Annotated in this window: 24 protein-coding genes; 14 read left to right on the forward strand and 10 right to left on the reverse strand. The window is 72.0% G+C overall.

Features of this window, described 5'->3' with window-relative positions:
- Window positions 1-9: 9 nt before the first annotated feature.
- Window positions 10-645 carry a hypothetical protein gene (locus HNQ07_RS13375; RefSeq protein ID WP_184112548.1) on the reverse strand — a complete coding sequence of 212 codons (636 nt, stop codon included), beginning with the start codon at window positions 643-645 and terminating at the stop codon, window positions 10-12.
- Between the two features lie 187 nt (window positions 646-832).
- Between HNQ07_RS13375 and HNQ07_RS13380 the strand changes: the two genes are divergently transcribed.
- The 3 genes from HNQ07_RS13380 to HNQ07_RS13390 all read left to right on the forward strand — a co-directional run bounded on the left by HNQ07_RS13380 (window position 833) and on the right by HNQ07_RS13390 (window position 4,860).
- Window positions 833-2,503 (forward strand): acyl-CoA carboxylase subunit beta, encoded by a 1,671-nt coding sequence (locus HNQ07_RS13380; protein WP_184112565.1) that lies wholly within the window; start codon window positions 833-835, stop codon window positions 2,501-2,503.
- A gap of 101 nt (window positions 2,504-2,604) precedes the next feature.
- Window positions 2,605-3,813: an acyl-CoA dehydrogenase family protein gene (locus HNQ07_RS13385; RefSeq protein ID WP_184112567.1), complete on the forward strand. Its 1,209-nt coding sequence runs from the start codon at window positions 2,605-2,607 to the stop codon at window positions 3,811-3,813.
- Between the two features lie 30 nt (window positions 3,814-3,843).
- Complete coding sequence (locus HNQ07_RS13390) at window positions 3,844-4,860, forward strand: alpha/beta hydrolase (RefSeq protein WP_229831974.1); 1,017 nt, start codon at window positions 3,844-3,846, stop codon at window positions 4,858-4,860.
- A 6-nt stretch (window positions 4,861-4,866) separates the two neighbouring features.
- Here the strand turns inward: HNQ07_RS13390 and HNQ07_RS13395 are convergent, their stop codons facing one another.
- A complete protein-coding gene (locus HNQ07_RS13395) occupies window positions 4,867-5,820 on the reverse strand; it encodes a DUF1152 domain-containing protein (RefSeq protein WP_184112569.1) in 954 nt (317 codons plus the stop codon).
- 32 nt (window positions 5,821-5,852) lie between these two features.
- Between HNQ07_RS13395 and HNQ07_RS13400 the strand changes: the two genes are divergently transcribed.
- The gene (locus tag HNQ07_RS13400; protein WP_221275016.1) at window positions 5,853-6,524 is read left to right on the forward strand and encodes an N-acetylmuramoyl-L-alanine amidase; all 672 of its coding nucleotides are present in this window, start codon (window positions 5,853-5,855) and stop codon (window positions 6,522-6,524) included.
- A 51-nt stretch (window positions 6,525-6,575) separates the two neighbouring features.
- Here HNQ07_RS13400 and HNQ07_RS13405 read toward each other — a convergent pair whose 3' ends face one another.
- Window positions 6,576-8,312 carry a C1 family peptidase gene (locus HNQ07_RS13405; RefSeq protein ID WP_184112571.1) on the reverse strand — a complete coding sequence of 579 codons (1,737 nt, stop codon included), beginning with the start codon at window positions 8,310-8,312 and terminating at the stop codon, window positions 6,576-6,578.
- Window positions 8,313-8,415: 103 nt separating this feature from the next.
- On the opposite strand from HNQ07_RS13405, the gene HNQ07_RS13410 reads away from it, so the two are divergent.
- Window positions 8,416-9,099: a hypothetical protein gene (locus HNQ07_RS13410; RefSeq protein ID WP_184112573.1), complete on the forward strand. Its 684-nt coding sequence runs from the start codon at window positions 8,416-8,418 to the stop codon at window positions 9,097-9,099.
- Between the two features lie 6 nt (window positions 9,100-9,105).
- Here HNQ07_RS13410 and HNQ07_RS13415 read toward each other — a convergent pair whose 3' ends face one another.
- Both HNQ07_RS13415 and HNQ07_RS13420 read right to left on the reverse strand, forming a co-directional pair.
- Complete coding sequence (locus HNQ07_RS13415; protein ID WP_184112575.1) at window positions 9,106-9,984, reverse strand: alpha/beta fold hydrolase; 879 nt, start codon at window positions 9,982-9,984, stop codon at window positions 9,106-9,108.
- A 28-nt stretch (window positions 9,985-10,012) separates the two neighbouring features.
- Window positions 10,013-10,957: a nucleoside hydrolase gene (locus tag HNQ07_RS13420; RefSeq protein WP_308430874.1), complete on the reverse strand. Its 945-nt coding sequence runs from the start codon at window positions 10,955-10,957 to the stop codon at window positions 10,013-10,015.
- A gap of 334 nt (window positions 10,958-11,291) precedes the next feature.
- Between HNQ07_RS13420 and HNQ07_RS13425 the strand changes: the two genes are divergently transcribed.
- On the forward strand, window positions 11,292-13,562 hold the full coding sequence (locus HNQ07_RS13425) for a RelA/SpoT family protein (protein WP_184112772.1): 2,271 nt from the start codon (window positions 11,292-11,294) through the stop codon (window positions 13,560-13,562).
- Window positions 13,559-14,536 carry a tetratricopeptide repeat protein gene (locus HNQ07_RS13430; protein WP_184112580.1) on the forward strand — a complete coding sequence of 326 codons (978 nt, stop codon included), beginning with the start codon at window positions 13,559-13,561 and terminating at the stop codon, window positions 14,534-14,536. The genes HNQ07_RS13425 and HNQ07_RS13430 overlap by 4 nt, the downstream gene beginning before the upstream one ends.
- A gap of 9 nt (window positions 14,537-14,545) precedes the next feature.
- Here HNQ07_RS13430 and HNQ07_RS13435 read toward each other — a convergent pair whose 3' ends face one another.
- Window positions 14,546-15,250, reverse strand: coding sequence for a YqjF family protein (locus tag HNQ07_RS13435; RefSeq protein WP_229831973.1), 705 nt, complete (start codon window positions 15,248-15,250; stop codon window positions 14,546-14,548).
- Between the two features lie 164 nt (window positions 15,251-15,414).
- Between HNQ07_RS13435 and HNQ07_RS13440 the strand changes: the two genes are divergently transcribed.
- A complete protein-coding gene (locus HNQ07_RS13440) occupies window positions 15,415-15,867 on the forward strand; it encodes a PA2169 family four-helix-bundle protein (protein WP_184112582.1) in 453 nt (150 codons plus the stop codon).
- A gap of 37 nt (window positions 15,868-15,904) precedes the next feature.
- On the opposite strand, the gene HNQ07_RS13445 is transcribed toward HNQ07_RS13440, so the two are convergent.
- Window positions 15,905-16,306: a hypothetical protein gene (locus HNQ07_RS13445; protein ID WP_184112585.1), complete on the reverse strand. Its 402-nt coding sequence runs from the start codon at window positions 16,304-16,306 to the stop codon at window positions 15,905-15,907.
- A gap of 86 nt (window positions 16,307-16,392) precedes the next feature.
- Here HNQ07_RS13445 and HNQ07_RS13450 point away from each other — a divergent pair, with 86 nt between their 5' ends.
- Window positions 16,393-17,769, forward strand: coding sequence for a S8 family peptidase (locus HNQ07_RS13450; protein WP_184112587.1), 1,377 nt, complete (start codon window positions 16,393-16,395; stop codon window positions 17,767-17,769).
- Window positions 17,770-17,844: 75 nt separating this feature from the next.
- Here the strand turns inward: HNQ07_RS13450 and HNQ07_RS13455 are convergent, their stop codons facing one another.
- From HNQ07_RS13455 to HNQ07_RS13465, 3 genes are all read right to left on the reverse strand, one after another.
- Window positions 17,845-18,108, reverse strand: a complete 264-nt coding sequence (locus HNQ07_RS13455) for a hypothetical protein (protein ID WP_229831972.1) — start codon at window positions 18,106-18,108, stop codon at window positions 17,845-17,847.
- 74 nt (window positions 18,109-18,182) lie between these two features.
- Window positions 18,183-19,292: an enolase C-terminal domain-like protein gene (locus HNQ07_RS13460; RefSeq protein ID WP_184112592.1), complete on the reverse strand. Its 1,110-nt coding sequence runs from the start codon at window positions 19,290-19,292 to the stop codon at window positions 18,183-18,185.
- A complete protein-coding gene (locus tag HNQ07_RS13465; protein ID WP_184112594.1) occupies window positions 19,289-20,062 on the reverse strand; it encodes an ATPase in 774 nt (257 codons plus the stop codon). Before HNQ07_RS13465 ends, HNQ07_RS13460 begins: the two co-directional genes overlap by 4 nt.
- A gap of 117 nt (window positions 20,063-20,179) precedes the next feature.
- Between HNQ07_RS13465 and HNQ07_RS24090 the strand changes: the two genes are divergently transcribed.
- From HNQ07_RS24090 to HNQ07_RS13485, 5 genes are read left to right on the forward strand one after another with little or no spacing between them, the layout of a single operon-like run.
- Window positions 20,180-20,311, forward strand: coding sequence for a hypothetical protein (locus tag HNQ07_RS24090; protein WP_260322918.1), 132 nt, complete (start codon window positions 20,180-20,182; stop codon window positions 20,309-20,311).
- Window positions 20,312-20,348: 37 nt separating this feature from the next.
- The gene (locus HNQ07_RS13470) at window positions 20,349-21,965 is read left to right on the forward strand and encodes a PRC-barrel domain-containing protein (RefSeq protein ID WP_184112597.1); all 1,617 of its coding nucleotides are present in this window, start codon (window positions 20,349-20,351) and stop codon (window positions 21,963-21,965) included.
- Between the two features lie 60 nt (window positions 21,966-22,025).
- Window positions 22,026-23,231, forward strand: a complete 1,206-nt coding sequence (locus HNQ07_RS13475) for a cysteine desulfurase-like protein (protein WP_184112599.1) — start codon at window positions 22,026-22,028, stop codon at window positions 23,229-23,231.
- 24 nt (window positions 23,232-23,255) lie between these two features.
- A complete protein-coding gene (locus HNQ07_RS13480) occupies window positions 23,256-23,828 on the forward strand; it encodes a biliverdin-producing heme oxygenase (protein WP_184112601.1) in 573 nt (190 codons plus the stop codon).
- On the forward strand, window positions 23,825-26,107 hold the full coding sequence (locus tag HNQ07_RS13485; protein WP_184112609.1) for an ATP-binding protein: 2,283 nt from the start codon (window positions 23,825-23,827) through the stop codon (window positions 26,105-26,107). The genes HNQ07_RS13480 and HNQ07_RS13485 overlap by 4 nt, the downstream gene beginning before the upstream one ends.

Below are 26,107 nucleotides of genomic sequence, written 5' to 3' on the forward strand. Positions count from 1 at the left end.
ACCGGGCCGTCATTTCCGGCAGGTCAGGTCGACACGGAAGCTGGGGTCGGCCACGCTGAATTTTGCCTTGACACCGTCGGCGGTCGTCGGCTCGATGTCCAGCAGGAATTTCTGGGCGGGCATGGCCTGCACGGCGTCGGCGGCCATCTTTTCCTCCGGGAAGACCGCGAAGGTGTACACGGTGCCGGTGCCCTGCGGGAGCTTGGCGTAGGTCTTGTCCTGCCACCCGCTGCGCCAGCTCTTGGCCCAGCTGTCGCCGTCCGCGAAGGTCACGTTCACCGCGCCGTTGTACTTGATGCCGGCGTCGTCCATGCGCATGGTCTGCGTGGTGCCGTTCTTGAGTTCGATGGTCACGCCCCAGCCGTTGCCGTAGTACTGGTCCTGCACCGGCGCGACCTTCGTGACGCGCATGCGCCAGATGCCGTTGAACAGCCACTCGTTCACGCAGCCGGACACGCTGGCCTTCTGGTTGGCGCCGCCCTGCGCAGCCAGCAGGCGTTGCAGGTCCGCGAGCTTGACGTAGGTGACGCCGCCGATCACGGTGGTCGGCACGGCAGTGGGCTGGCCGTTCAGGGGCAGGGTGACGCTGGCGGCGGAGGCGGCGGTGCTGAGGGCAGCGAGGACGGTCAGGGCAGTTCGGCGCATGGTGGACTCCTTGGGCAGGGACGAGGTCGGAAAGGGCCGCTGGGGGCGGGAAGGCCCCGCTGATCCGGAGCGTAGGCGGGGAGCCGTTGCGCGGGCGTTGCACTATGCCGACGTGCCCACCATCGCTACGCCCAACATCGCCGCGCCCACCATGCCCTAACGAGCGTTTGTTAGACTGCGGACCACAATGACCCGATCCGACTCCAGCGCCCCCGCGGCGCCCGCCCTGTCGTCCGCATGGCCCGGCGCCCTGGCCCGGCTCGCGGCGGACCACGCCACGGTCCGGGCGGGCGGCGGTCCGAAGGCCCAGCAGCGCCAGCACGACAAGGGCCGCCTGACCGCCCGCGAACGCATCCGCCAGCTCATCGACGCCGCCGCGCCCTTCGACGAACTCATGACCTTCGCCGGCTGGGAGATGTACGCCGACGTGGGCGGATGTCCGTCGGGCGGCACCGTCACCGGCATCGGCACCATCCACGGGCGGCCGTGGATGATCGTCGCCAACGACGCCACCGTCAAGGCCGGCGCGTTCTTCCCGATCACGGCCAAGAAGGTCATCCGCGCGCAGACCATCGCCCTGGAAAACCGCCTGCCGGTCGTGTATCTGGTGGACAGCGCCGGCGTCTACCTGCCCATGCAGGACGAGATCTTTCCAGATCAGGACGACTTCGGGCGGGTGTTCTACCTCAACGCCCGCATGAGCGCGCGCGGTATCCCGCAGATCGCGGCGATCATGGGCAACTGCGTGGCCGGCGGCGCGTACCTGCCGGTCATGTGCGACACGCTGATCATGACCGAGGGCTCGGGGCTGTACCTCGCCGGGCCGGCGCTGGTGAAGGCTGCCATCGGGCAGGTCGTGGACTCGGAGGATCTGGGCGGCGCGGCCATGCACGCGGGCATCGCCGGCACCGTGGACTACCGGGAGCCGGACGACGAACACGCCCTGAAGCGCATCCGCGCGCTGGCCGACCTGTACGCGCCGGGCGACCCCGCCCCCTTTGCCCGGCGCCGCCGCGACCCCCTGCCCGCCCCGGAGCGTGACCTCACGGACCTCGTCGGCTTCGACGGCAGCAGGCCCTATGACGTGCGCGACGTCATCACGGCGCTCGTGGACGGAGGCGAGTTCCACGAGTTCAAGGCCGAGTACGGCGAAACCGTGGTGTGCGGCTTCGCCCGCGTGGGCGGCTATCCGGTCGCGTTCGTCGCCAACCAGCGCACCGTGATCCGCAAGAAACTCAAGGCGGGCGGCGAACCCGGCCTGCGCAGCCGCATCGAGGTCGGCGGCGTGATCTACGGCGACAGCGCCGACAAGGCCGCGCGTTTCATCCTGGACGCCAACCAGGCCGGCGTGCCGCTGGTATTCCTGTCGGACGTGACCGGCTTCATGGTCGGCCGCGATTCCGAGCAGGAGGGCATCATCCGGCGCGGCGCGAAGCTGGTAAACGCCGTGAGCAACAGCGTCGTGCCCAAGATCACCATCATCACCGGCGGGAGCTTCGGGGCCGGAAACTACGCCATGAACGGCAAGGCCTACGCGCCGCGCTTCCTGTTCGCGTGGCCCAGTGCCAAGTACGCCGTCATGAGCGGCAACGCCGCCGCCAAGACCCTGCTCGACATCCAGCTCGCCGCCCTGAAACGCGCCGGCACCGAACCCGACGACGACGAGCTTCAGGCGCTGTACGACGAGATCAAGGCCAAGTACGACACCGAACTCGACCCCCGCTACGCCGCCGCCCGCCTGTGGGTGGACGAGATCATCGCCCCGAACGACACCCGCGACCGCCTGATCCGCGCCCTGGACGCCTGTGCCCAGAACCCCGAGCAGGACGAGTTCCGGGTCGGGGTGTTCCAGGTGTAAAGCTGCCTGGCCGTCCAGTGGTCTCACCGCCGCCCTGAACCCGCTTCCCACCTGTCAGGCCGCTGCACTTCACACGGTCAGACGCTCCGAAGGAGTCCCCCATGACCAGCACCCTGAACCGCCCCGACATCACCAACCCCAACACCCTGCCCATGAACGACGACCAGCGCAGCATCATCGGCGCACTGCGCGATTTCCTGAAGAACGAGGTCGAGCCCGGCGCGGCCGAACGCGACCAGACCGGCGAGTTCCCGCACGACATCGTGCGCGGCCTGGGCGACCTGGGCATCATGGGCGCGCAGACGCCCGAGGAATACGGCGGCTCGGGCCTGGACACCGCGACCTTCGCCATGATCATCGAGGAGATCGCCGCCGTGGACGGCAGCCTGTGCCTGACCGTCGCGTCGCACAACAGCCTGTGCCAGGGCCACATCCTGATCGGCGGCACCGAGGAGCAGAAGCGCACGTTCCTGCCGGATCTCGCCACCGCGAAAAAACTCGGCGCGTGGGGCCTGACGGAGCCCGGCAGCGGCAGCGACAGCGGCGGCATGCAGTCGCGCGCCGCACAGCAGCCGGACGGAAGCTGGATTCTGAACGGCTCCAAGAACTTCATCACGCAGGGCAGCGTGGGCGGCACGTACGTCGTGCTGGCCCGCACCGACGCCGCCCGCGAGGGCCGCGGCAAGAACGACGGGATATCGGCGTTCGTGTTCAACCGCGACGACGTGACGGGCTTCTCCATCGGCCGCAAGGAGGACAAGCTGGGCCTGCGGTCCAGCGACACCGCGCAGCTGATCTTCGAGGACATCCACCTGCCCGCTGACGCGCTGCTGGGCGAGCGCGGCAACGCCTTCAAGGACGTGATGCGCGTGCTGGACGGCGGCCGCGTGGGGATCGCCGCGATGGGCCTGGGGCTCGGCCGCGCCGCCTTCGAGTACGCCGCGCGCTACACCCTCCAGCGCGAGCAGTTCGGCAGGCCCATCGCGCACAACCAGGACATCAGCTTCCGACTCGCGGACATCGACACCAAGCTGGACGCGGCCCGCCTGCTGATCCGCAAGGCCGCGGACCTCAAGGACGCCGGCCTGAACTTCACTGTGCCGGTCGCCCGCGCCAAGCTGTACGCCACCACCGTCGGCGTCGAGGCGTGCGACGAGGCCATCCAGATGCTCGGCGGGTACGGGTACATCAAGGAATATCCCGTGGAACGCTACTGGCGCGACAACCGCCTGACGCGCATCGGTGAGGGCACTGACGAGGTGCAGCGTCTGGTGATCAGCCGCGACGTCCTGAAGCGCTTCGCAGACTGAGGACCGACCTGCCGGGTGCCACAATCCCTCATGACGATTCGAAGGGGACTGACGCTCGGCGCAGTGGGGCTGGCCGCGTGGTGGCTCGTGAAGCGCCGCGCGGCCTCATACCCGCAGCTGAATCCGGAACTGCGTTCGCCGTTCGTGCGGCTGTGGACGCCCCCCTTCACGGCGGGCGTGGTGTCCGTGATGCAGGCGCTCCAGGGGTGGGCAAAGGCGCCCGTGGTGCCCCCGGACGTGCAGGTCGAGGAGCGCCGTATTCCCGGCCCGGCGGGGGCGCCGGACGTGCTGGTGTACGTGTACCGGCCGCACGGGCTGCCGGCCGGCGCGGCGGCCATCCTGAACATCCACGGCGGCGGATATGTGACCGGATCGGCGGCGGCCTACCACCCGCAGAGCGCGTCCTACGCGCGGGACCTCGGGGTGGTGGTCGTGGGGGTCGAATACCGCCTGGCCCCCGGCACGCCGTTTCCCGGCCCGCTGGAGGACTGCTACGCCGCGCTGATATGGATGGCCCGACACGCGGACGCACTGGGTCTGGACCCGGCCCGCATCGCGCTGGTGGGCGACAGCGCCGGCGGCGGGCTTGCAGCGGCCCTGGCACAGCTCGCGCATGACCGGGCCGAAGTCCGTCCGGCCTTCCAGCTCCTGTATTACCCGATGCTGGACGACCGCACGGCCCTGACCGCCGCGCACGAGGACCGCGGGGACTTCATCTGGCGGCCTGCCTCTAACCTCTACGGTTGGACGGCGTACCTGGGCCGCCCGCCACGCCCGGACTCCGCCCCCGAGTACGCCGTGCCCGCCCGCCGCGCCGACCTGAGCGGCCTGTCGCCCGCGTGGATCGGCGTGGGGACCCTCGACCTGTTCTGCCCGGAAGACCGAGAGTACGCCCGCCGCCTGACCGGAGCGGGCGTGCCGTGCGAGTACCACGAGGTGCCGGGCGCGTACCACGCCTTCGAGCGCTTCGCGCCGCAGTCCAGCGTGGCCGGGACGTTCACGGCGTCGGCGCTGAACGCGCTGCGGCGGGGGCTGGGGTTGGCTTGAGCACGTTCACACCGGGATGTCCACCCGGGGGCGAATCGGCACGCTCTCCCGGTGCCGCTCTATGACCAGCCCCACGTCGGTGAGCGTGATGGTGTCCAGCATCGGCCGGTAGTACTGGAGCCGCGCCGCGACGGCGGGCAGGTCGTACGTCCAGTACAGGCCCATCAGCGGATTCAGCCACAGTTCGCTGCCGTGGGTGCGACTGGTGGCGTGGTGGTTCCCGTAGTGCCCGTCAATGGCGCCGACGATGCTGCTGTTCACGATGCTGGTGTACCGCGGCATCATCTCGAAGACCGCCTCGCAGGCGTCCTTGTACTTCTGCACCGGGGGCATATCCGGTGTCAGGCTGAACGCGCCCAGGTACGCACCGTGGCGGGCAAGGTCGGCCGTCGCCTCCAGATAGTGTGCGTGGCACACGCCGTGGAACCGGTCGACGCCGAAGCCCAGGCACGCGAGTAGTTTCTGCGGGCCGGCGACCTCATTCACGGCGACCAGGCTGGCCGCGTCCTCGTGCGGCGTGCCCAGGTCAACCTCGTCGCCGCGCATCAGCGAGTCGGTGCCGCCGTCCACCAGGATCACGGTGTCGACCTTCAGGTGCTGCACGAGAGCCTCGTACGCGGTCTTCAGGGGCTGCACCCCGACTTTTCGCAGGGCGTAGACGGTACTGGGCTCCCCCTGTGTGGCCAGCCAGCGGGACAGCCAGTACTCGGGGAAATAATCGCCGGGATACACGCTGTCATCGGGCGTGACCTCGACGATGGCGGGAGCGAGGGGTTTCGGCGGGAACACGGCGAGGCTGGTGAAGGAGTAGTTGGCGAGGAACACCTGTTTGCCCTCGGCCCGCAGCGCGAAGTACAGGGGCAGGCCGCAGAACACGTCAAATCCCCCGCCCATGCCGGCGATCAGGACGCGGCGTGAGTTCTGCACCCGGCGGAGGAAGGGCAACTCGAGGGCCTTCATACGGCGGACATTCTGGCAGGGGAGACTGAGGTGTGCAGCTCAAGTCCGCCGTCGCCGCGCTGCTCCTGGGGAGCGGCCCTACCCAGGCCGTGCCCGCCCGGGCCATCACCGCTCCGGCCATATCCGACCGTTATCACATCACCTTCAGCCCCGAGCGCACGCGCCTGACGCTGGCGTACATCCGGCAGCATTACGACCCGGCCGCCACCTCGGTCCATATTCAGCCGCGCATGGTCGTGCTGCACTGGACAGCCTCGGCCACGCTGCAGCAGGCCCTGGCGGAACTCATGCCGGAGCGGCTGTCGGGCCGGGCGGACATCCGCCGCGGCGGGCTGCTGAACGTGGGCGCGCACTATCTGGTCGACCGTGACGGCACCATCTACCGCCTGATAGACGACACGCTGATGGCCCGGCACGTGATCGGCCTGAACCGCGCGGCCATCGGCATCGAGAATGTCGGCACGAACGACCTCACGGCCGCCCAGGTAAGGGCAGACACGCAGCTGGTCGAGTGGCTGACCACCCGCCACGACCTGACCACCCTCATCGGGCATGCCGAGTACGGCCGCTTCCGGGGCTCGACGCTGTGGGAAGAGCGCGAGCTCGGGTACTTCACGCGCAAGAGCGATCCCGGAGCGGCGTTCATGGCACAGGTGCGCGCGGCGCTCGCGGCCGATGGAGTACGGCTCCGGTCGGCACCGTGAATACGCGCCCACACATGACTGTGGGCGCGTGTTCGTGCAGTTCGTGGCGCTTCAGTTCACGACGTGGGCGTACTTGAAGGTGTACTTCTTGGCCCAGTTCATGGGCACGTACGCGAAGCCGCTGTCGCCCCAGCAGTCGCCCCAGGAGTTGCGGATCACGAGGTAGCCGCCGCTCACCCAGCGGCTCTGCGGGAGGTACTGCTTGGTCTCGGCCTCGGTCAGGTAGTCCACCAGCAGCACGGCGTGATTGCTGCCCGGCGCGTCGATGTCGCCGTTCACGGGCAGGTCCGGCACGAAACCCGAGGCGTCCGGTTGCAGGTAGCGGGAATCCACGGAGATCACCACAGGCTCGGTCCACGAGGCCATCGCGTAGTTCATGATCCGCGTGGCGTTGTCGGCGGCATTCGAGGCGGTGGTGGGGGGCCGCAGCCACGCGTCCACACGGGTTTTCCAGTTCAGGGTCTGGGCCGCGTACAGGTTGGTGTTGCCCGCGACGTTGAGCACACCGCAGGCGTAGACGCCGAAGAAGGTCGCGCATACGACCGGGTACTCGTGGCTGGTCTGACTGCACCAGTTCTGGAACTTGCCGAACACCTTGGCAAAGGTCGCGTCGTAGCCCTTGCACACGCCCGTGTAGGTCTGCTTCTGGCCCTCTGGGGCGGCGGGCCACTGGGACGCGGCGTTGTAGTACCACGACGTTTCCAGCACCGGGCTGTACTTGCGGTCGAAGAACGCCTGGAACGCGGCGATGGTGTCCTCGCCGTCGCTGGCGACGTTGCCCAGCAGCGCCTTGTCCTGGCCGCGCACGTCGTACTTCAGGTAAGCGCTCGCGGCCTGCTCGCTGAAGTTCCAGCGCTTGCCGGTCGCCTGCGCCTTGAGGTCTTCCATGTACGCCGTGATGGCGAAGGCCCAGCACACGCCCCGGCTGCCCTGGGACTTCACAGCGGTCCAGCGCTGGGCACTGGGCAGGAAGCCCGCGTAGTGGTACAGGCCGGTGGCGCTCCAGCCCTCGCAGCGGGCCTTGCTGCCGGCGCGGTCGTAGTAGCCCTTCCCGAAGATGTTGATGGCGCCCTCTTCCTCGGTGGGGTTGTCGAGCGTCTGCGCCTTCAGGCCGGTCAGGGCGCGGGCGGGCGACTTCAGGCTGGCGCCGACGCGCTGCATGGCGCTTTCCAGCGACGCGCGCGCCTTCTGCACGTCGCCGAGGCTGGCGGTGGTCAGGCGCTGCGGGTCCGTCAGGTTGTACGGGCTGAGGTCCACGCCGCTGCGCTGCGCGCTGTCCACCAGCGTGCGGTAGTCGCCGGCGTACGCGGGGCGCTGCACGGTCACGTCGGCCAGGGCGTGCAGGGCGGCCACGTAGCCCGGCAGTTCGGTGATCGGCCGGTTCACGCGCACGCTGCCCAGGGCGCCGTCCCCGGGCATGGGAATGGTCGTCGTGTCGCCCGGCGTGCCGGTCAGAGGCCCCAGGGACGACAGCAGCGCCGGGTCCGCCTGCCCGATCTCTGTCTTCCACATCTGCACCCGGGTGGGCGACGCGGCGTCCGCCTGCGCGAGGTCGCTCTGCTCCTGCGGCGTCACGAAGCGGAACTGGCCGCTGGACACCAGGTCCGCCAGCGTGGCGGCATCGACTGTCTGGGCGCCGTCGGGTGGGGTGGTGGCGTCCAGGGTGGGCGCGGCCTGCAGGGTGGTGCGCTGCGCGGCGCTCAGGCCGTCGCTGGGAGTGCTGCTGCCGCCGCAGGCGGTCAGGATCAGGGCCAGGGTCAGGAGCGCGGCTTCGCGGTGTCGGTTCATCGTTCCCTCCGGTCGCCAGGGTGACGGGCATGCCGTTGCGCGGGTGTTGCATGGCGCCGGGGCGGCGTTGCGGGGCTCCGTTCAGGTATGGTCACCGTGAGCCATGGGGTCACGGATCGATGCGCTGGTGCTGGACCTCTGCGGAGCGGACACCCATCCGCTCGCTGCCCGGCTGCGCGGCTGGGCGCAGGCATCCAGGGCGGTTGCGGCCTTCCTGGAGGCCAACGCCAGCAAGGTGCGCCGCAAGCTGCGCGTGCCCGGTCCGGCGGCCCTCGCGGACGTGGAGGCGGAACTCGCGGTCGCCGCGTGGCTGCTGCGCGAGCGGCGCTGGACGCTGGCCTACGAGCCGCTCGCTGCGTCCGGCGGCCGGGGGCCGGATTTCCGGGTGGCCGCGCCGGACGGCAGCGGGGCCTTCTTCGTGGAAGTCACCCGCCTGCGCGACATGGACGGCGACCCGGCGTTGCGTCTGGCGCGGGCGCTGACCGACAAGGTGGGACAGCTCCCGGCGGGGGCGGTCAACGTCGTGGCCGCCGTGCTGCCATCCGGGGTGGACGGCGCAGCGCTGCTCGCGGACGCCCTGCGGCGGCTCGACCGGGCGGCGGGCGGCCAGGACGGTGCGGGCGGGCTGGACGGCCGGGCCTTCGCGCGGGGTCGGCCCCGGCTGGGCGCGGTGCTGCTCGCGGACGTGGACGACGCGGGCGCCCTGCACGCTGACGTGCACCTCCTGCCCGGCGCGCGCCACCAGCTGCCGCCGGAGACCGTGCGGCGGCTGCGGGCGCTGGGGTGATCCGCTTCAGGCCAGCGTGCGCCGCAGAAACGCCCGCACGACGTCCAGGAACTCGCCGTGCTGCTCAACGAACGGCATGTGGCCGCTGTCCTCGAAGACGTGGACCTCGCCGGCCGGTGCGCGCCGCGCCACGAGTTCCCCGGCCTGGGGCGGGCACGTGCGGTCCAGGCGGCCCGCGAGGACGAGCAGCGGCTGCGTGACCGCGCCCATGCGCTCCTCGACCTCGATTCCCCCGTAGCCGGCCACGCTGAAGCGCCGCAGCACGTCCGGCGCGTAGCGGGGGTGCAGGGCGTCCGTGTGCGCTCCGTACTCCGCAACGCGGGGGTCGAGCGGGTCACCGAAATGCCACGGCATCTGCTCGCGCATCAGGCGCGCGAAGTCCGCTTCCGTCCGCACGTTCGCCTCGTCTGCCCACGACGCCCGCACCCGCTCGCGCAGGGCCAGCGGCTCGAAGGTCTCCAGCCGCGCGGGAATGTCCTCCAGCCAGCGCGAGGACCCGACCCCGCAGCACGCGATGGTCGCGGCCGCCGCGCCGGGAAAGTCGGCGGCATGCTGGAGCGCCACGAAGGCCCCGTACGAGTGCCCGAATACCGCGTACTCCGGCGCGTTCAGGGCGGCGGCCACGCGGCTGACATCGGCGGCCATCTGCGTCAGGGTCCACGTGTCTGTCGGCGCGTCGCGGTCGCTGCGGCCCTGGGCGCGCTGGTCGAGGATCACGAGCTGCACGGTGTCGGCCAGCGGGTCGAGATACGTGCCGAATTCGGTGTGGTCCAGGCCGGGGCCGCCGTGCAGCACGATCAGCGGCGGGCGGGTTCCGTCCCCCACGACGCGGGCGTGCAGGCGCGTGTCCCCGATGTCCAGCGTGCGGAAGTCGCTGTGGGTCATGCGTGCAGGCTAGCGCCCGTCGCCCGTCTCAGCGGTACGTGGCGATCCGTTCCACCAGCAGCGCGAAGAAGCCGTCGGCGTCCACCTGCGTCATCACGTCCGCGTTGGGCGCGTGGCCGGTCACGTTCCACACGTCCGCCACGGTGCGGCCGGCGCTGGGGCCGTCGGTCACGTCGATCTGCACGTGCATGGGCCGGGTGACGAACAGCTCCGGGCGCAGCAGCCACGCGACCGTCAGCGGGTCGTGCAGCGCGCCGCCGTCCCAGCCGTAGCGCTCGCGGTGGTGGTCCGCGAAGAAGGCCAGCAGCTCGGCCACGAAGTCGCCCACCGGGGTGCCCAGGGCGCGGAAGGCCTGCACGCGCGCCGGGTGCGCGATGGCCTGGTGGCTGGCGTTCAGGCCGATCATGGTGATCGGCACGCCGCTGCCAAACACGATGTGCGCGGCGTGCGGATCGGCCAGGGCGTTGAACTCCGCGGCGGGCGTCCAGTTGCCGGTGTCGGTGCTGCCGCCCATCCACACGATCTGCTCGATATTGGCGGCGATGTCCGGCGCGAGGCGCAGGGCCAGCGCCACATTTGTCAGCGGGCCGGTGGGAACGAGCGTCACGGGCCGCGGGTGCGCGCGCACCGTCCGGACGATGAACTCCACCGCGTGCTCGTCCTCCGTACCCCGGGTGGGGGTGGGCAGGTGCGGGCCGTCCAGACCGCTCTCGCCGTGCACCGCCTCGGCGCTGATGCGCGCGCTGACCAGGGGGCGGTCCGCGCCGGCGTACACCGGGACATCCCGGCCGCTGAGTTCCCGCGTGATCAGGGCGTTGCGGGTGGTCCGGTCCAGGCCGACGTTGCCGAACACGCTGGTCACGCCCAGCACGTCCAGTTCGGGGCTGGCCAGCGCCAGGAGGATGTTCACGACGTCGTCGTGGCCGGGATCGCCGTCCAGGATGACGGGCAGGGGCAGCGGGGCACGGACCATGCCGGGCATTGTCGCATCTGACCCCCCGATGATGAACCCAGCGTAAGATTGGTGCCATCTCTGTCAGGATTCCGGGCGTACACTTGGTCCATGAAGGGCCTGCGCGAATTCATTGACTGGCTCCGGGAGGCGCTCCAGGGTACTCCCGAACCGCGGCTGGTCCCGATCCCCGTGCGCGTGCGTGACCGGCGCTAACGGCTGAACCATCACCTTCTTCCGCCCACCCCGCCCGGGTGGGCGTTTCGTGTGGAGCGCCCGGCCCCACCGTAAGACGTGCCCCGGAACGCGGCCCGGACGGCGCGCTATGCTCTGCGGCGTGCCGGACCGCGAGGGGATGAAGGAACTCAGACGCCTGACCGCGGACCGCCCCGAGGCCGAACGTGACGGCATCGAGCGCGCCTACGACTTCGCCCGCCGCGCCCACCACGGCGTGAAGCGGCGCAGCGGCGAGCCGTACATCACGCACCCCGTGGCGGTCGCGGTGATCCTGGCGCAGCTCGGCATGGACACCGACTCGCTGATGGCCGGGCTGCTGCACGACACGGTCGAGGACGTCGAGACCGTGACCTTCGAGGTGATCGAGGCCGAGTTCGGGCCGGACGTGCGCCGCATCGTGGAGGGCGAGACCAAGGTCAGCAAGCTGTCCAAGCAGGGCTCGCAGGCGGCCGAGGTCAGCGACGCCGGGCGCGACATCCAGGCCGAGAACCTGCGCCAGATGCTGGTCGCCATGACCGACGACATCCGCATCATCGTCGTCAAGCTCGCGGACCGGCTGCACAACATGCGGACGCTGGGCGCCATGAAACCGGAAAAGCAGGTGCGCATCGCGCGCGAGACCATGGAGATCTTCGCGCCGCTCGCGCACCGCCTGGGCATCGGGCAGATCAAGTGGGAACTCGAGGACCTGAGTTTCCAGTACCTGTACCCCGAGGAGTACGACGTGCTGCGCAGGCGGCTGCGCACCCGCCAGGAGGAGCGCCAGGCGCTGATCGAGCGGGCCGTGGCTGAACTGCACGAGGCGCTGCTGGACGATCTGGAGCTGCCGGAGTGGGTGTTGGACATCGACATCGCGGGGCGCAGCAAGCACCTGTGGAGCATCCACACCAAGATGCAGCGCGAGGGCAAGGGCCTGGAGCAGATCTTCGACCTGCTGGCCATCCGCGTGATCCTCACGCCGCGCGACCTGGTGGTGCCGGCCGGCACGGACGAGAAGCGCCGCGAGCGCGCCGAGGAGACGCGCGAGAAACGCATCTGCTACCACACGGTCAGCATCGTGCACTCGATCTGGACGCCGCTGCCCGGCCGCTTCAAGGACTACATCGCGGTGCCCAAGCCCAACGGCTACCAGTCGCTGCACACCACCGTGATCTCGCAGAGCGGCCAGCCCATCGAGGTGCAGATCCGCTCGCGGCGCATGCACGAGGTCGCCGAGTTCGGCATCGCGGCGCACTGGATGTACAAGCAGGGCACGCAGCTCGCCCAGCGCGACCGCGAGAACTGGATCGCCCAGCTGCGCGAACTCCAGAACGAGATCAACGACGCCTCGGACTACATGGACGCCGTGAAGTCCGACATCCTGTCGCAGCGCGTGCGGGTGTTCACGCCCAAGGGCATGGCGATCAGCCTGCCGCTGGGCAGCACGCCGGTGGACTTCGCGTACCACATCCACACCCGCATCGGCGAGACGACCATCGGGGCGCGCGTGAACGGCAGCATCGTGCCGCTGTCGCAGAAACTCGGCAACGGCGACATGGTCGAGATCGTGACCAGCAAGAACGGGCACCCCAGCAAGGACTGGCTGAACTTCACGGTCACCCGCAGCGCCCGCACGAAGATCCGCCACCACTTCCGCACGCAGGAACGCGCCGAGGCGCTGCGCAAGGGCCACGACCTGCTGGAGCGTCACCTGCGCAAGCGCCAGCTCCCGGTGCGGCAGCTGATGCGCACCAAACTGCTGGAGGACGCCGCCCAGAAGCTGCTCGGGACCCGCAACCCCGACGACCTGTACTTCGCGCTGAGCGCCGGCAAGATCATGCCCGCGACTGTCGGGCGGGTGCTGTCACCCAGCCTGGCGCAGGAACAGGGCACCGCGCCGGCCAAGCGGGCGCCCAAGCCGCGCACGCCCGACACCGGCGGCGTGTACGTCGAGGGCTTTACCACCACCACCAAGCTCAGCAACTGCTGCTCGCCGATCCGTGGCGACCAGATCATGGGCTACCTGACGCGTGGCCGGGGCGTCAGCGTGCACCGCATTGACTGCCCGAACATGATCCGGCTGCTCAAGGACGAACCGGAACGCTGCGTGGCCGCGTCGTGGGATGCCGAGACGCACGGCAACATGCTGGTGGACGTGGACGTGGTCGGACCGGACCGCTCGGGGCTGCTGGCCGACGTGCTGGGCGTGCTGAGCAGCGAGAAGCGCAGCCCCCTGAAGGTCGAGGCGCGCGTCGGGGTGGACAACGTGGCGCACATCCTGCTGCGGCTGGCCGTGACCGGCAACGCGGACCTCGCGGCCGTGCGCACGGCGCTGCTGCGGGTGCAGGGCGTGACCGACATGGTGCGGGTGGGTCGCGACGGCCGGGCCCGCGCCGGAGCGAACGCGTGATCCTGCTGCCGGACCTGGGCGACCTGCTGCGGCTGCACCCGCGCTACAACGCCGGCACCGTCGTGGAACTCCTGGAGGGGCTGGGCGCCCGGGAGGTGCTGTGGGCCACGTCGGACGACCCGGACCACCCGCTGCGCGACGCGCTGCCCGCCGCCGGGATCGCCGTGCGAGACGGCGTCACCGCCGGGTGGGCGTGGGCCGACGCGGAGCACGAGCAGTTGCAGACCTTCCTGCAGCAGTACCCGCAGGGCCGGGAGCGGCTGCGGGACGCCGCGCACGCGGAGCGCGAGTTCGCTGCCCTGCTCACGGCGCCCATGGCTCCCTCGCAGGTGCTGGCCCCCGAGACCCTGGCCGCCGCCGAGGCCTACCACGACCGCGTGCGCGCCGCGCTGGACGAGGGGCCGGGCACGCGCTGGCGGGAGCGGCGGCTGACCGAACTCGCGCAGCGCCTCGCCGGGCACGCGGGCGTGGCCCTGGTGCCGCTGGACGACCTGCCCGGCCTGCGCGCCCGGCTGCCGGACGCGGCGCTGCCGGACGTGAGCGGCTTCACGCCGGGCGAGACCAGCCGCCGCCGGGCCCTCGCCGACCGCGCATGGGCGCTGGACGAGGACGACGATCTCGGCGCCCTGCTGGCCGCCCTGGACCGCGAGAGCGGCGACCGGATCACGCCGCGCGCCGAGCTGGACGCGGCGGCGGCGGGCATCCACCTCGCGGTGGGTGACCTGGAGACCGCCCGCGCGCTGCTGGAACGCGCCGCGCACGGCCTGGCGGACGGCCAGCCGCGCAGCCTCGCGGGCCTCACCCTGGCCCGGCTGGGGCAGGTGCGCGACGCGCTGGGCGACCGCGATCTGGCCGTGCGCACGTACCGCGCCGTGCTGGCCCTGTCGTACGCGCCGCAGGTGGCGCGCAGCGCGGCCGAGACGGGTCTGCGGGAGCCGTTCCTGCTGGAGACCGGCGACGCACCCGCCTCCTAGCGGCTGGCCCTACCGAACCCGCTGGGTCCACTCGGCGCGCACGTCCAGCGTCTCGGCGTGCAGCAGGTGCGGCTCGCCCGCCAGACTCACGCCCAGCGCGTCGGCCAGGGTGTTCTCGCGGATGACCGCCTCGGCGCGGCGCAGCGGCCACGCGGCGTGGTGGATGCGGCCCCGGTACACCCGCCCGGCGCGGTCGGCCGAGTACAGGAACAGCCGGTGCGTGAGCCAGTCCTCCAGGCTGCCCGGCGGGGCCGGCACGGGGTCACCGACCGGCCGGTACGCTCCCGCGAAGCGGGCCGGGGCCGCCCCGGGGTGCGTGCGGACGCTGGCGTAGCGCGTCACGCCCTGCTCGCGCGACGCCCACATCCGCGCGTCGAAGTACGGCAGGTGAAACAGCGCGCGCGCCAGCCGCACGGCCAGCGGCTGCGCGGCGTCCAGAGAGTAGAACCACACGCCGGGCACCCCGCCCGCGGTCACGTAAGTCCGCAGGTTCAGTTCCGGGAAGGCGCTCACGCCGGGCACGTCCGGGGCGAAGCGCGGCGCCACGCCCGTCATGGTGAAGGGCACCACGCCCAGCCACGCGTGGCCGCCGCGCGTGTCGAGGTCCACGCCGCGCGGCAGGGTGGGGGAGAGCAGCGCCGGCGGCACCGGCCAGTGCATGAAGCACAGGTCACGCCACGTCATGCGCAGCACCCAGGGGCGGCGGTCCGTCATGCCGTCAGGCTATCCGGGATGCGCCGCGCCGGCGCCAGGCGCGCGGGGAACTCAACGCTTCGTGAACGGCGCACGGTAAGGGGCGGTACAGGTCGGCCCCCGGCCTGCCCCCTACCCTCACGGCATGCCACCCGGCCCCGCGTGCGGGCCCTGAGGAGACCACCATGACGAACGACCACCTGCTGGACAAACTCAACACCCTGCTCGGTACCCTGCGCGACGGCGAGAAGGGTTTCGCGGACGCCGCCGACCACGCCACCGAGGCCCGGCTGAAGTCGCTGTTCACGGAACGCTCGGGCCAGCGGGCCGCGATGGCTGCGGAGGTCGAGGCGCAGATCACCGCCCTGGGGGACCGGCCCCGCGAGAGCGGCAGCGTGGGCGCCGCGCTGCACCGCGCGTGGCTGAACGTCCGCGACGCCCTGACGGGCCGGGACGACGCGGCCGTGGTGGCCGAGGTCGAGCGCGGCGAGGACGTCGCCGTCCAGAACTACCAGGACGTGCTGGACGAGACCGACCTGCCCGCCACGATCCGCGCCCTCGTGGAGAAGCAGTACGCGCAGGTGAAGGCCAGCCACGACCAGGTGCGTGATCTCAAGCACGGGATGCAGGCCAGCTGAGCGCGGGGCCGCGTGCCCGGTGCCCTCTGCCGCCGCCTCAGGGCGGCGGCGTGGTCAGCGGGTGGAGGGTGAGGGCGTCGCCGCACGCCGTGGTGGTCACGAGGGCGGCCAGGCCGTCGAGCGTGGCGGGCGTGACCGCGACGCTGCGGACCTCGTCGCCGGGGATACGCCGGCCGTCGGGCAGGGTCACGGTGACTCCCCCGGCCGCGAGGGTATCGGCCCACGACGGGCACAGGGCCTGTGCGCCGGTGACAGCACCCCGGATCACCTCTCCGCCCGCGAGGACCACGGTGGCGGGCGTGCTGAGGCTCAGGGCGCTGGTGTCCGGTCTGGCAGCCGGGGACGGCGCCGTGTGTCCCGCGTGGGTCAGCAGCCACCACACGCCCGACAGCAGCGCGCCCAGGATGGCCCACGCGATCTGCCGCCGCAGGAACGTCATGCTCCAGACTACGGGCCGCCGGTGAGGAGGAACAGCCCATGAACGGGGTTCAGCGATCCATCAGAGGAAAGCGGTATACGTGTGCCATGACGTCTCTCCGAGCGGTCCTGGCGCTGCCCTGCCTGCCCCTGCTGCTGCTGGGGTGCGCGGGCCCGGTTGCTCCCATCCCGACCCCCACGCCGGACCCCATCTGTTCTCAGAGCCTCGCTCCGGCGGCGGTACGCGGGCCTGCAGCAGCGCAGAGCCTGGGCGTCACCGTGGAGCAGGGCCTCGCGGCTGTCACGCCCGGCCCGGCCGACTGGGCGGCGCCGCATGTGGCGGGCCGGGTGCTGGTGCTCAGCGGCGGCGCGCTGGGCGCGCAGGCCCTGGGTGCGCTGTCCGGCGCGGCGGCCCAGACGGTGCTGCCGGGCCTGCTGCGGGTGGCGACGCCGGCCGGCGAGACCGACGCCGCGTACGCGGCCCGCCTCGCCGCGCGGGGCCTGCGCGTGCAGCCGGACTACCGGTACGCCGCGCTGGCCACGCCCAACGATCCGGGCGTGCCGGGCAACAAGGGGCTGTCGGTGGCGACCGCGCAGGGGACCAAGACCATGTTCCAGACGTACCTGACGCGCGTGACCCTGCCGCAGGCGTGGGCGTTCCTCGCCGCGTGCGGCAAGACGCCGGCCGCGGCCAGGACGGCCATGCTGGACACGGCGCTGGACACCGCCCACCCGGACCTGCAGGGCCGGACGGTGGCGGCGAACTCCGCACTGCCCAGCACCTACACCCGCGCGACGGACCACGGCACGGCCACCACCGGCGTCCTGGCGGCCACCACCAACAACGGCGTGGGACTGGCCGGGGCCACGTGGAGCGGAACGGTCATCACCGTCGAGGTGCTGGGCGAGGAGGGGACGACCACCTCGGCGGTCGCACAGGGCGTGAACGAGGCGCTGCAGCAGGGCGCGCAGGTGATCAACATGAGCCTGGGCGCGGCGGGCATCACGGCGGACAAGACGCTGGACGCGGTGCTGCATTCAGCCTCGGCGTCGGCGGTGCTGGTGGCGGCCGCAGGCAACACCGCCAGCGACGGCGTGTACTACCCGGCGAGCCACCCGGACGTGATCGCGGTCGGCGCGGTGGGCACCAAGGACGGAGAGCTGGCGTGCTACAGCGCGCGGCCGTCGGCCAAGCTGACGCGGGTGCTGGACATCGTGGCGCCGGGCGGTGCGGGCTACGGCACCTGCGCTGGCACCGCGGCCACCGACGACCTGCTGCTGCTCGCCCCGGGTGGCAAGTACGCGTCCGAGGCCGGCACGAGCTTCTCCGCGCCGCTGGTGAGCAGCGTGGCGGCCCTGATGCGTGCCGCCAACCCCGACCTGAGTGCCGCGCAGACCAAGGCGCTGCTGCTGGGCAGCGTCAACTGGAGCGCCGGCCTGCCGCTGCTGGACGCCAACGCGGCCGTGCGCGCCGCGACCCGCTGACGTTAGGGCAGTGCGAGCGGCACGCCCGGACAGCCGGGGCGTGCCGCTCGCGTGTCGGCGTGCGGTGGCGGGCGCTTACCGGCGCGGGCCGGTGCGCGTTTCGGGGGCGAGGGTCGGCGCCTGGAGGTGGTGAACCAGCAGGAAGAACACGACCGTGGCGTGCAGGGCCAGCAGCATGAACAGGGGCGCCACCGGCTGCGTGAAGTAGCCATAGGCCCCGAGTAGTTGGAACAGGGTCATGACCAGCAGCGCGTTGGGGCGGCGGTCACGGAAGCGCAGGTACGCGTAGCTGCCAGCGCCCATGCTGAACAGCAGCGGGAAGAAGAGTGTATTAAGCATTTCTTGACCCATGCCTCATTGTCTGCCCCGCACTCTTTCAGATTTGTGACTTGCGCGGCGTGGCGGCCCGGCCGTCACATCCTGTAACGGGCCACCAGCGCCGGGTCGAGGTCCACGCCGCGCAGGGCTCGAACGTCGAGCCAGCCGCCCTGGAAGGCAATCGGCGCGTTCAGCAGGTCGCCCTGGAGCTTGAGCACGAAGCTCAGTTCGCACGGTTCGGTCACCTCAGCTTGAGTAGACAGCGCCGCGGCGTGCAGGGTTCCCAGGCCACTGCTGGCCTGCGAGCCCACCATGCCGCGCTTGCCGTGCGCGGCGGCCCGCTCCAGCATGCGCCGGCCGTCGGTAAAGCCGTTGCGGGCCGTCTTCACGTTCAGGACATCGAAGGTGTCGAAGTCCAGCTCGCGCTCCAGGTCCGCGGGCGTGAAGCACGAGTCGTCCGCGACGATCGGCAGGACGCCACGGGCGTGCAGGGCAGCGCGGGACCGCAGGTCGCGGGCGGGCAGCGGCTCCTCCACGTAGGTCAGGCCGGCGTCGCGCATGGCGGCCAGGATGTCCGGGGCGTCCGCGGGCCGCAGCGTCTCGTTCGAGTCGGCGTAGAGCTGCATGTCCGGCCCGAACTCGGCCCGCAGGTCGCGGATCACCGCGAGGTCGCGCGCGTGGTCGCGGCCGACCTTGACCTTCAGGCAGCGCACGCCGGCGTTCACGACATCCCGCGCCTCGGCCAGCATGTCCTGTGGCGACGCGATGCCCAGGATGAAACTGACGCGCACCCGGTCCCGCGGCCCCAGCAGCGTGTCCAGCAGCGTCCGGCCCTGCGCGCGGGCGCGGGCGTCGTGCAGGGCCATGTCCAGCGCGCCGCGCGCGGTGTGGTTGTTTGCCACCGAGTTCCGCACGCGATCCAGCGCGGCCGTGTCCAGAATGTCCACGCCGCGCAGGGCCGGTTCCAGGTGCGCCAGGATGGCGACCACGCTGCCCGGCGTCTCGCCGTAGATGGTGGGCCGCGGCGGGGCCTCCGCGACGCCCACCGTGCCGTCCGAGAGGGTCACGCGCACCAGCACGTGCTCGGCGGCGTTGATGGCGGAGTGCGCGCCCCACGCCAGCGCGGACTTCAGGGGCAGCCGGAACGGCCAGCCCTCCACGCGCTGCACGGTTACGCCAGAGAGCTCGACGTTTGACCCTCTCATGCCCACGCCCGGATGGCCTGCCCGACGTGTGCGGCGTCCAGCGCCACGGTGTCGAGCAGCAGCGCCCGCTGCGGACCGAGCGTGCTCAGGTAGGCCTCGGCGGCGGCGGGGTCGTAGTTGCGGCGCTCGCTGATCACGATCCGCACCTTGGCGAGGACGTCGGCCGCCGCGAATCCCTCGTCCGGCAGCGCGGCCAGCGCGTCGCGCTGCTCGGGCGTGAACACCGCCCCGATGCCCGGCAGCTCGTCCAGCGCGGTCCGCAGGTCGCGTCCAGCCGCTGAACCTGCGGCCTTCACGCGGTCGAAGGCGTCGGCCCGGCCCAGCAGGCGCCGCACGCGCACGGCGTCCGGCGCGCTCAGTGCCACGAAGCGCCACGCGGGGTAGGTGCCCGCCGCGTACGTTACCTCGTCCAGACCGCGCAGGCCGTCGAACACCGGCCGCCGGCCCCAGTGCCGGGTGTCGCCGACCAGCGAGCCCAGCGCCTGCGCCATGCCGCCCGGGTGGCCCTGCCGGTACTGCGCGGTCAGGCGGAACCGTTCCTCGCGGTCCGCGACGCCCTGCGGGGCGTGCGGCAGGATCATCACGGCGTCCGTGACGCGGCGGCGGTCCGGCAGCACGCGCTCGCCGCCCAGGGCCGACAGGGCGGTGCTCTTGCCCACGCCGGTCACGCCGACCAGCACCGTCAGGGGAAGGTCGCCCAGGAACGCCTCGAAGGCGGCCGGCGGCGGCGGGGCGGGGCGCAGAAAGGGCAGGGTCACGCTGGCGCTCACGTCCCGGAGGCTAGCGCGGGGCGCCCTAAAGGCGTCCGCAAGATTCAGTCAAGTCCCCATGAGTCCGGCCATACCGCCCCATGAGATGCCCTTCCTAAACTCCCAGATGGAGGTCTCATGACTAGACTCAAGGGTTCGTCCGGCGGCGGTGGCCGCTGGCTGGTGATCGTGCTGATCATCGTCATCCTGCTGCTGCTCGCGTATTTCCTCTACCTCAAGCCCCAGGGGCTGCTGAACCTCGGCTTCTGAGCCGCCCACCCCACTCACCCCATCAGGAGGCGTCACCATGATCAAAGGCAAGGACATCCTCGGCCGACCCATCGTCGCCGTGAGCAACGGCGAGCGCGTCGATACGGTGCACGACGTCGTGTTCGACCACAACGCCAACCAGGTGCTCGGCCTGCTCGTCGACGAGGGCGGGTGGTTCAGCGCGGCCAAGGCCGTGCCGTTCGCCGCCATCAAGTCCTTCGGCGAGGACGCCGTCATGATCGGCTCGGCCGAGGACATCACGACCAGCCGCGAGGACGGCCAGCTCAAGGACGCGCTGGAGGCCAAGCACAGCCTGATCGGCATGAAGCTGCTCACCAGCGACGGCCAGGACCTCGGGCGCATCGCCGACGTGTACTTCGACGAGCAGAGCGGCCGCGTGCAGGGCTACGAGGCGACCGGCGGGCTGTTCTCGGACCTCAGCAGCGGACGCACCTACGTGCCCGCCCCCGAGCAGGTGCAGATCGGTGAGGACGCCGCCATCGTGCCGGTGAGCGTGGCCGCCGCCATGCAGGAGCAGGAGCCCGGCGGTCTCAAGGGCGCGCTGCAGTCCGCGTCCGCCAGCGTGCAGGGCGCGTATACCAGCGCGGCCGACTCGGTCAAGGAGACGTACGGCAACATCGCCGACGCCACCAAGGAGCGTCAGAAGGAGTACGTGGTCGGCCGTACCGCGGGCAGCGACCTGCTGCTGGACGACGGCACGGTGCTGGTCACGAAGGGGGAGACCATCACCGCCATGGACGCCGAGCGCGCCGATGCCGCCGGGAAGCTCACGGCCCTGGCGACCAGCGCGACCGGCGGCACCATCGCGGACGCCTACGGCAGCGCGGTGCAGGGCGTGCAGGAACGCTACGAGGACGTCCGCGACGGGGCGGCCGCGCGCCAGAAGGAATACGTGGTCGGCAAGGTCGCCAGCCGCGACGTCACGACCGACGCCGGCGAGGTGATCGTGCCGCAGGGCGCCGTGATCACCACCTTCCAGGCCGACCGCGCCGAGGCGACCGGCAAGCTTGCCGCGCTGACCGCCGGCGCGCTCGCCCCGCGCCCGGCCCTTGATCCCAACGACCCCGAGGCCGCCGTGGGCCGCCGCCTGCAGACGGACGTCCGCGCGCCCGGCGGCAGCCTGGTGGGCGCGCAGGGCCAGATCGTGACGCCGGCCATCCTGGACCGCGCCCGGCACCTGGGTGTCGAGCAGCAGCTGCTGGCCGCCACCCGCTCCGGGGCCAGCGTGGCCGGGGCGAGCGCGGCGGTGGCCGGCAGCCTTGCCAGCGTGTCCGAGGGCGCCAGCGGCCTGCTCGACCGGGCCAAGGCGTGGCTGGGCGACAAGCGCGAGCAGGCCGAGACGGCCCTCGACGACCGGCAGCGTGAAGCGCAGGAGCAGCGCGTGCGCGACGCCCTGGGCCGTCCCGTGAACCGCGTGATCCTCGCGCCGGACGACTCGATCATCCTGAACCTGGGCGAGATCATCACGCACAAGGCCGTGCAGGCCGCCCGGGCCGGCGACGTGCTGGACATCCTGCTCGACAGCGTCAGCAAGGACACGCCGGACATCGATCCCCTGGCCAGCCGCCCGCACGAGACGGGCACCGCCGCGCTGGACGGCCAGCCGGACCCCACCGCCCCCCAGCGCAACTGACCGCCGTTCCACGTCGGCCGGGCCGCCCCTTTCGTGGGCGGCCCGCTCTATGCTGCCGGCATGACCACGTCCACGGCTGTTCCGTCCGCCGGGCTGCGCGCCCAGTTTCCACCGCTGCGCTCCGGCCGCGCGTACCTCGACAACGCGGCGGGGGGCCTGCTGCCCGAACGCAGCGTCCAGGCCATCAGCGCGCACCTCACCGAATTCGGCGCGGTGAACGCGATGCCGTCGCACGCGCCCGGGCGCGCGGTGCTGGACCTCAAGCACCGCGCGCGTGCGGGCACGGCCCTGTTCCTGAACGCCGATCCGGCCGACGTGGCGCTGGGGCCCAGCGCGACCGCCCTGGCGTTCCGCGTCGCAGCGGGCCTGGCCCGCTGGTGGGGGCCGGGCGACGAGGTGATCGTGTCGGGCCTGGAGCACGAGGCGAACGCCAGCCCGTGGCGGGAGCTGGAGCGCGTGGGCGTGACGGTGCGCGTGTGGCACGCCCGGCAGCCCGACATGCGCCTGCACCCGGACGACCTCGCGGCGCTGCTGTCGCCCCGCACGCGGCTGGTCTCGGTGACGGCTGCCAGCAACGTGCTGGGCGTCACGCCGGACATCCCCACCATCACCGCGCAGGTGCGGGCCGCCGGCGCGTGGACTGCGGTGGACGCCGTGCACGCCGCGCCGCACACCCTGCCGGACGTGCAGGCGTGGGGCGCGGACATCGTGACCTTCAGCCCGTACAAGGTTTTCGGGCCGCACCTGGGCGCGCTGTGGCTGCGTCCCGGCGTGCGCGAGCAGCTTCCGTGGCCGCGGCTGTCCTTCGTGCCGACGGGCGACATCACGGGTCTGGAACACGGCACGCCGCAGTTCGAGCTGCTGGCCGGGTGGCTGGCCACGCTGGACTACCTGCGCGACCTGGGCGGCGCAGGCACCCTGGACCGCGCCGCGCTGGACCGCGCCTACGCGCAGATCGCCGCGCTGGAGTCGCCGGTGGCCGCGCGGCTGCTGGGCGGCCTGCTGGACACGCCGGGCGTCACGGTGTACGGACCGCGCAGCATGGACGGCCGGGTCGGCACCGTGGCGTTCCGCGTGGGCACCGAGGCCCCGGACGTCACGGCCGCCCGCCTGAGCGAGCGGGGCGTGGATGTGGGCGCCGGGCACTTCTACGCTGTGCAGCCCCTTACAGACCTGGGGCTGTACCCGGCCGGGGTGGTACGGGCCAGCATCGCGCACTACACCACGCGCGAGGATGTGGAGGCGCTGATTGCCGGCGTGTCCTGAGGGTTTTGCGGTACAACAGGAAGCGTGATCCTCCCCCAGCTCAAGGCGGAGACGCGCGCGCTGCACGCCCGTGCCGAGGCCGCACTCGACCTCCTCGATCCTCACCTGACGCCCGAGCGGTACGTGGACGTCCTGCGCGGCCTGCATGCCCTGTATACCCCCCTGTGTGCGCAGCTCGGCCGCACCCTCGCCGCGCACACGGCGCTGGACTGGCCGGCGCGCGCCGCCGTGAAGGTGCCGGCGCTGAGCGCGGACCTGCGCGACCTGGGCGCCGTACCCGGCCCGCCGCGCACCGTACCCGCCATGACCGACGAGGCCCACGCGTGGGGCGCGCTGTACGTGCTGGAGGGCGCCACCCTGGGCGGACAGCTCCTGCGCCGTCACCTCGCCGAGCGGCTGGGAACGCCGGAGCGCGGCCTGCGCTTCTTCGGCAGCTACGGCGAGCACGTCGGCGCCCGCTGGAAGGCCTTCGGCGCGGCGCTGACCGCCCGGACCGAGGCCAGTCCGGCCGCGTTCCGTGACGGCGTCGTGGCGGGGGCCTCCGCCACCTTCCTGCTGTTCGAGACGCTGGCCGCCCCGGCGCGGGTGAGCGCGTGAGCGGCCCGCCCGGCGGACCGCTGTCCACCCTGCACCTCGGGGCGGGCGCGCCCGACCTCACCACCTGCGACCAGGAACCCATCCACATTCCCGGCACGGTGCAGCCTCACGGCGCCCTGATCGCGCTGCGCGCGGGCCGCATCGTGGTCGCCAGCGACTCGGTGGCGCCGCACTTCGGCCTCGGGGTCGCGGACCTGCTCGGCCGCGACCTGGGCGCCGTGTTCGACCCCGAGACCCGGCACGCGGTGGAGACCGCCCTGGCGCGCGAGGCGGTGGAGCACAACCCGCTGTTCCTGCTGAGCGCCGCCGTGCACGGCCACGGCCCCTTCGACGTGATCGCGCATGCCCACGACGGGCTGCAGATCCTGGAATTCGAGCCGAGCGCCGGGCGGCCGCAGGTGGAGCCCGCCGCGCTGATCCGCGGGGCGCTGGGGGCGCTCAACGCCACGCGCAGCGTGGGCGACTTCGCCGCCGTGCTGGCCCGCGAGGTGCGGCACCTGACCGGCTTCGACCGCGTGATGGTCTACCAGTTCGCGCCGGACGGCACCGGCAGCGTGATCGCCGAGCAGCTCGCCCCGGGCATGGAGGCGTTCCTGGGCCTGCGGTACCCGGCGTCGGATATCCCGCAGCAGGCGCGGGCGCTGTATGTGCTGAACATGATCCGCATCATCAGCGACGTGCACGCAGTGCCGTCGCCGCTCTCGGCGCTGCCCGAGCACCCCCAGCCGCTCGACCTGAGTTACGCGGGCCTGCGGGCCGTGTCCCCGATCCACATCGAGTACCTGAAGAACATGGGCGTGGGCGCGTCGATGAGCATCTCGATCGTGCGCGGTCAGGAGCTGTGGGGCCTGATCGCGTGCCACCACGACAGCCCACGGGTGCTGCCCTACGACGTGCGCGGCGCGTGCGAGTTCCTGGGACAGGTCGCCAGCGTGCAGCTCAGCGCCCGCCAGGAACGCGACGAGCAGGCCTACGAGCTGCGCCTGCGCGCCGCGGAGTCCGACCTGGTCGACCGGCTGGTGCGGCAGCCCGATCCGCTGGAGGCCCTGGGCGCCGAGGACGGCACGCTGCTGAGCTTCATCAACGCGCCAGGCGCCGCCATCCACTACGGGGGCGAGACGCTGCTGCTGGGCCTGACCCCCACGCGCGCGCAGGTCGCGGAGCTGTGCGCGTGGCTGGCCACCCAGCCCGAGGCGCAGGTGGTGCACACCGACGCGCTGGGCCGCGAGTTCCCCGCCGCGCGCGTCTACGCCGACACCGCGAGCGGCATGCTGGCGGTGCCGCTCACCCAGTCCCGGCAGGACTACGTGCTGTGGTTCCGCCCGGAACTTCTGCGGGCCGTCACGTGGGGCGGCGATCCGAACAAGCCCGTGCAGGTGGACGCCAGCGGGACCGGCCGCCTCAGTCCGCGCCAGTCCTTCGCGGCGTGGCAGGAGACGGTGCGCGGGCACGCCGCGCCGTGGCAGCCGGCCGAACTGCAGGCGGCGCGCGCGCTGCGGCGCGCCATCAGCGCGGTCGCGCTGCGCCGCGCCGAGGAGACGCGTGAGCTGAACGTCGAGCTGCAGCGCTCGAACGCCGAGCTGGACGCCTTCGCGTACATCGCCAGCCACGACCTGAAAGAACCCCTGCGCGGCCTGCACAACTACTCGGTGTTCCTGCTCGAGACCTACGAGCACCAGATCGACGAGGACGGCGCCGCCAAGCTCCGCACGCTGGTGCGGCTCACGCAGCGCATGGACGCCCTGCTCGACTCGCTGCTGCTGTACTCCCGGGTGGGCCGCGTGGAGCTGCACGTCCAGCCCACGCCGCTGGCGGTCCCGGTCGCGGACGCGCTGGACGTCCTCGCGTCGCGGCTGCGCGACAGCGGCGCCACCGTCACCGTGCACGACCTGCCCACCCTGCGTATTGACCGCATGCGCGTCACGGAGATCTACCAGAACCTGATCTCCAACGCCCTGAAGTACACCACCCAGGCCGAGCCCCACATCGAGGTGGGCGTGCTGGACCCCGCCGAACACGCCGCGCACCGCGTGCCGCCGGAGGTCCGCCCCGACGCGCACATCCTGTACGTCCGCGACGACGGCATCGGCATCCGCGAGCAGCACTTCGAGACGATCTTCCGCATCTTCAAGCGCCTGCACGGCCGCGACCAGTACGGCGGCGGCGCCGGCGCGGGCCTGACCATCGTGCGCAAGATCGCCGAGCGGCACGGCGGGCTGGTGTGGGTGGAGAGCGGGACTGGACAGGGCAGCACCTTCCTGTTCACCCTGGAGGCCTGA

This window comes from Deinococcus metalli (genome assembly GCF_014201805.1).
Taxonomy (GTDB): Bacteria; Deinococcota; Deinococci; order Deinococcales; family Deinococcaceae; genus Deinococcus; species Deinococcus metalli.

Coding starts and splice junctions, on each gene's coding strand:
- HNQ07_RS13455 (WP_229831972.1), bottom strand. CDS start 18,108: ATGCTTAATACACTCTTCTTCCCGCTGCTGTTCAGCATGGGCGCTGGC.
- HNQ07_RS13415 (WP_184112575.1), bottom strand. CDS start 9,984: ATGACCCACAGCGACTTCCGCACGCTGGACATCGGGGACACGCGCCTG.
- HNQ07_RS13450 (WP_184112587.1), top strand. CDS start 16,393: ATGACGTCTCTCCGAGCGGTCCTGGCGCTGCCCTGCCTGCCCCTGCTG.
- HNQ07_RS13395 (WP_184112569.1), bottom strand. CDS start 5,820: ATGAAGGCCCTCGAGTTGCCCTTCCTCCGCCGGGTGCAGAACTCACGC.
- HNQ07_RS13475 (WP_184112599.1), top strand. CDS start 22,026: ATGACCACGTCCACGGCTGTTCCGTCCGCCGGGCTGCGCGCCCAGTTT.
- HNQ07_RS13440 (WP_184112582.1), top strand. CDS start 15,415: ATGACGAACGACCACCTGCTGGACAAACTCAACACCCTGCTCGGTACC.
- HNQ07_RS13445 (WP_184112585.1), bottom strand. CDS start 16,306: ATGACGTTCCTGCGGCGGCAGATCGCGTGGGCCATCCTGGGCGCGCTG.
- HNQ07_RS13470 (WP_184112597.1), top strand. CDS start 20,349: ATGATCAAAGGCAAGGACATCCTCGGCCGACCCATCGTCGCCGTGAGC.
- HNQ07_RS13405 (WP_184112571.1), bottom strand. CDS start 8,312: ATGAACCGACACCGCGAAGCCGCGCTCCTGACCCTGGCCCTGATCCTG.
- HNQ07_RS13390 (WP_229831974.1), top strand. CDS start 3,844: ATGACGATTCGAAGGGGACTGACGCTCGGCGCAGTGGGGCTGGCCGCG.
- HNQ07_RS13435 (WP_229831973.1), bottom strand. CDS start 15,250: ATGACGGACCGCCGCCCCTGGGTGCTGCGCATGACGTGGCGTGACCTG.
- HNQ07_RS13380 (WP_184112565.1), top strand. CDS start 833: ATGACCCGATCCGACTCCAGCGCCCCCGCGGCGCCCGCCCTGTCGTCC.
- HNQ07_RS24090 (WP_260322918.1), top strand. CDS start 20,180: ATGACTAGACTCAAGGGTTCGTCCGGCGGCGGTGGCCGCTGGCTGGTG.
- HNQ07_RS13385 (WP_184112567.1), top strand. CDS start 2,605: ATGACCAGCACCCTGAACCGCCCCGACATCACCAACCCCAACACCCTG.
- HNQ07_RS13375 (WP_184112548.1), bottom strand. CDS start 645: ATGCGCCGAACTGCCCTGACCGTCCTCGCTGCCCTCAGCACCGCCGCC.
- HNQ07_RS13460 (WP_184112592.1), bottom strand. CDS start 19,292: ATGAGAGGGTCAAACGTCGAGCTCTCTGGCGTAACCGTGCAGCGCGTG.
- HNQ07_RS13420 (WP_308430874.1), bottom strand. CDS start 10,957: ATGGTCCGTGCCCCGCTGCCCCTGCCCGTCATCCTGGACGGCGATCCC.
- HNQ07_RS13410 (WP_184112573.1), top strand. CDS start 8,416: ATGGGGTCACGGATCGATGCGCTGGTGCTGGACCTCTGCGGAGCGGAC.
- HNQ07_RS13425 (WP_184112772.1), top strand. CDS start 11,292: ATGAAGGAACTCAGACGCCTGACCGCGGACCGCCCCGAGGCCGAACGT.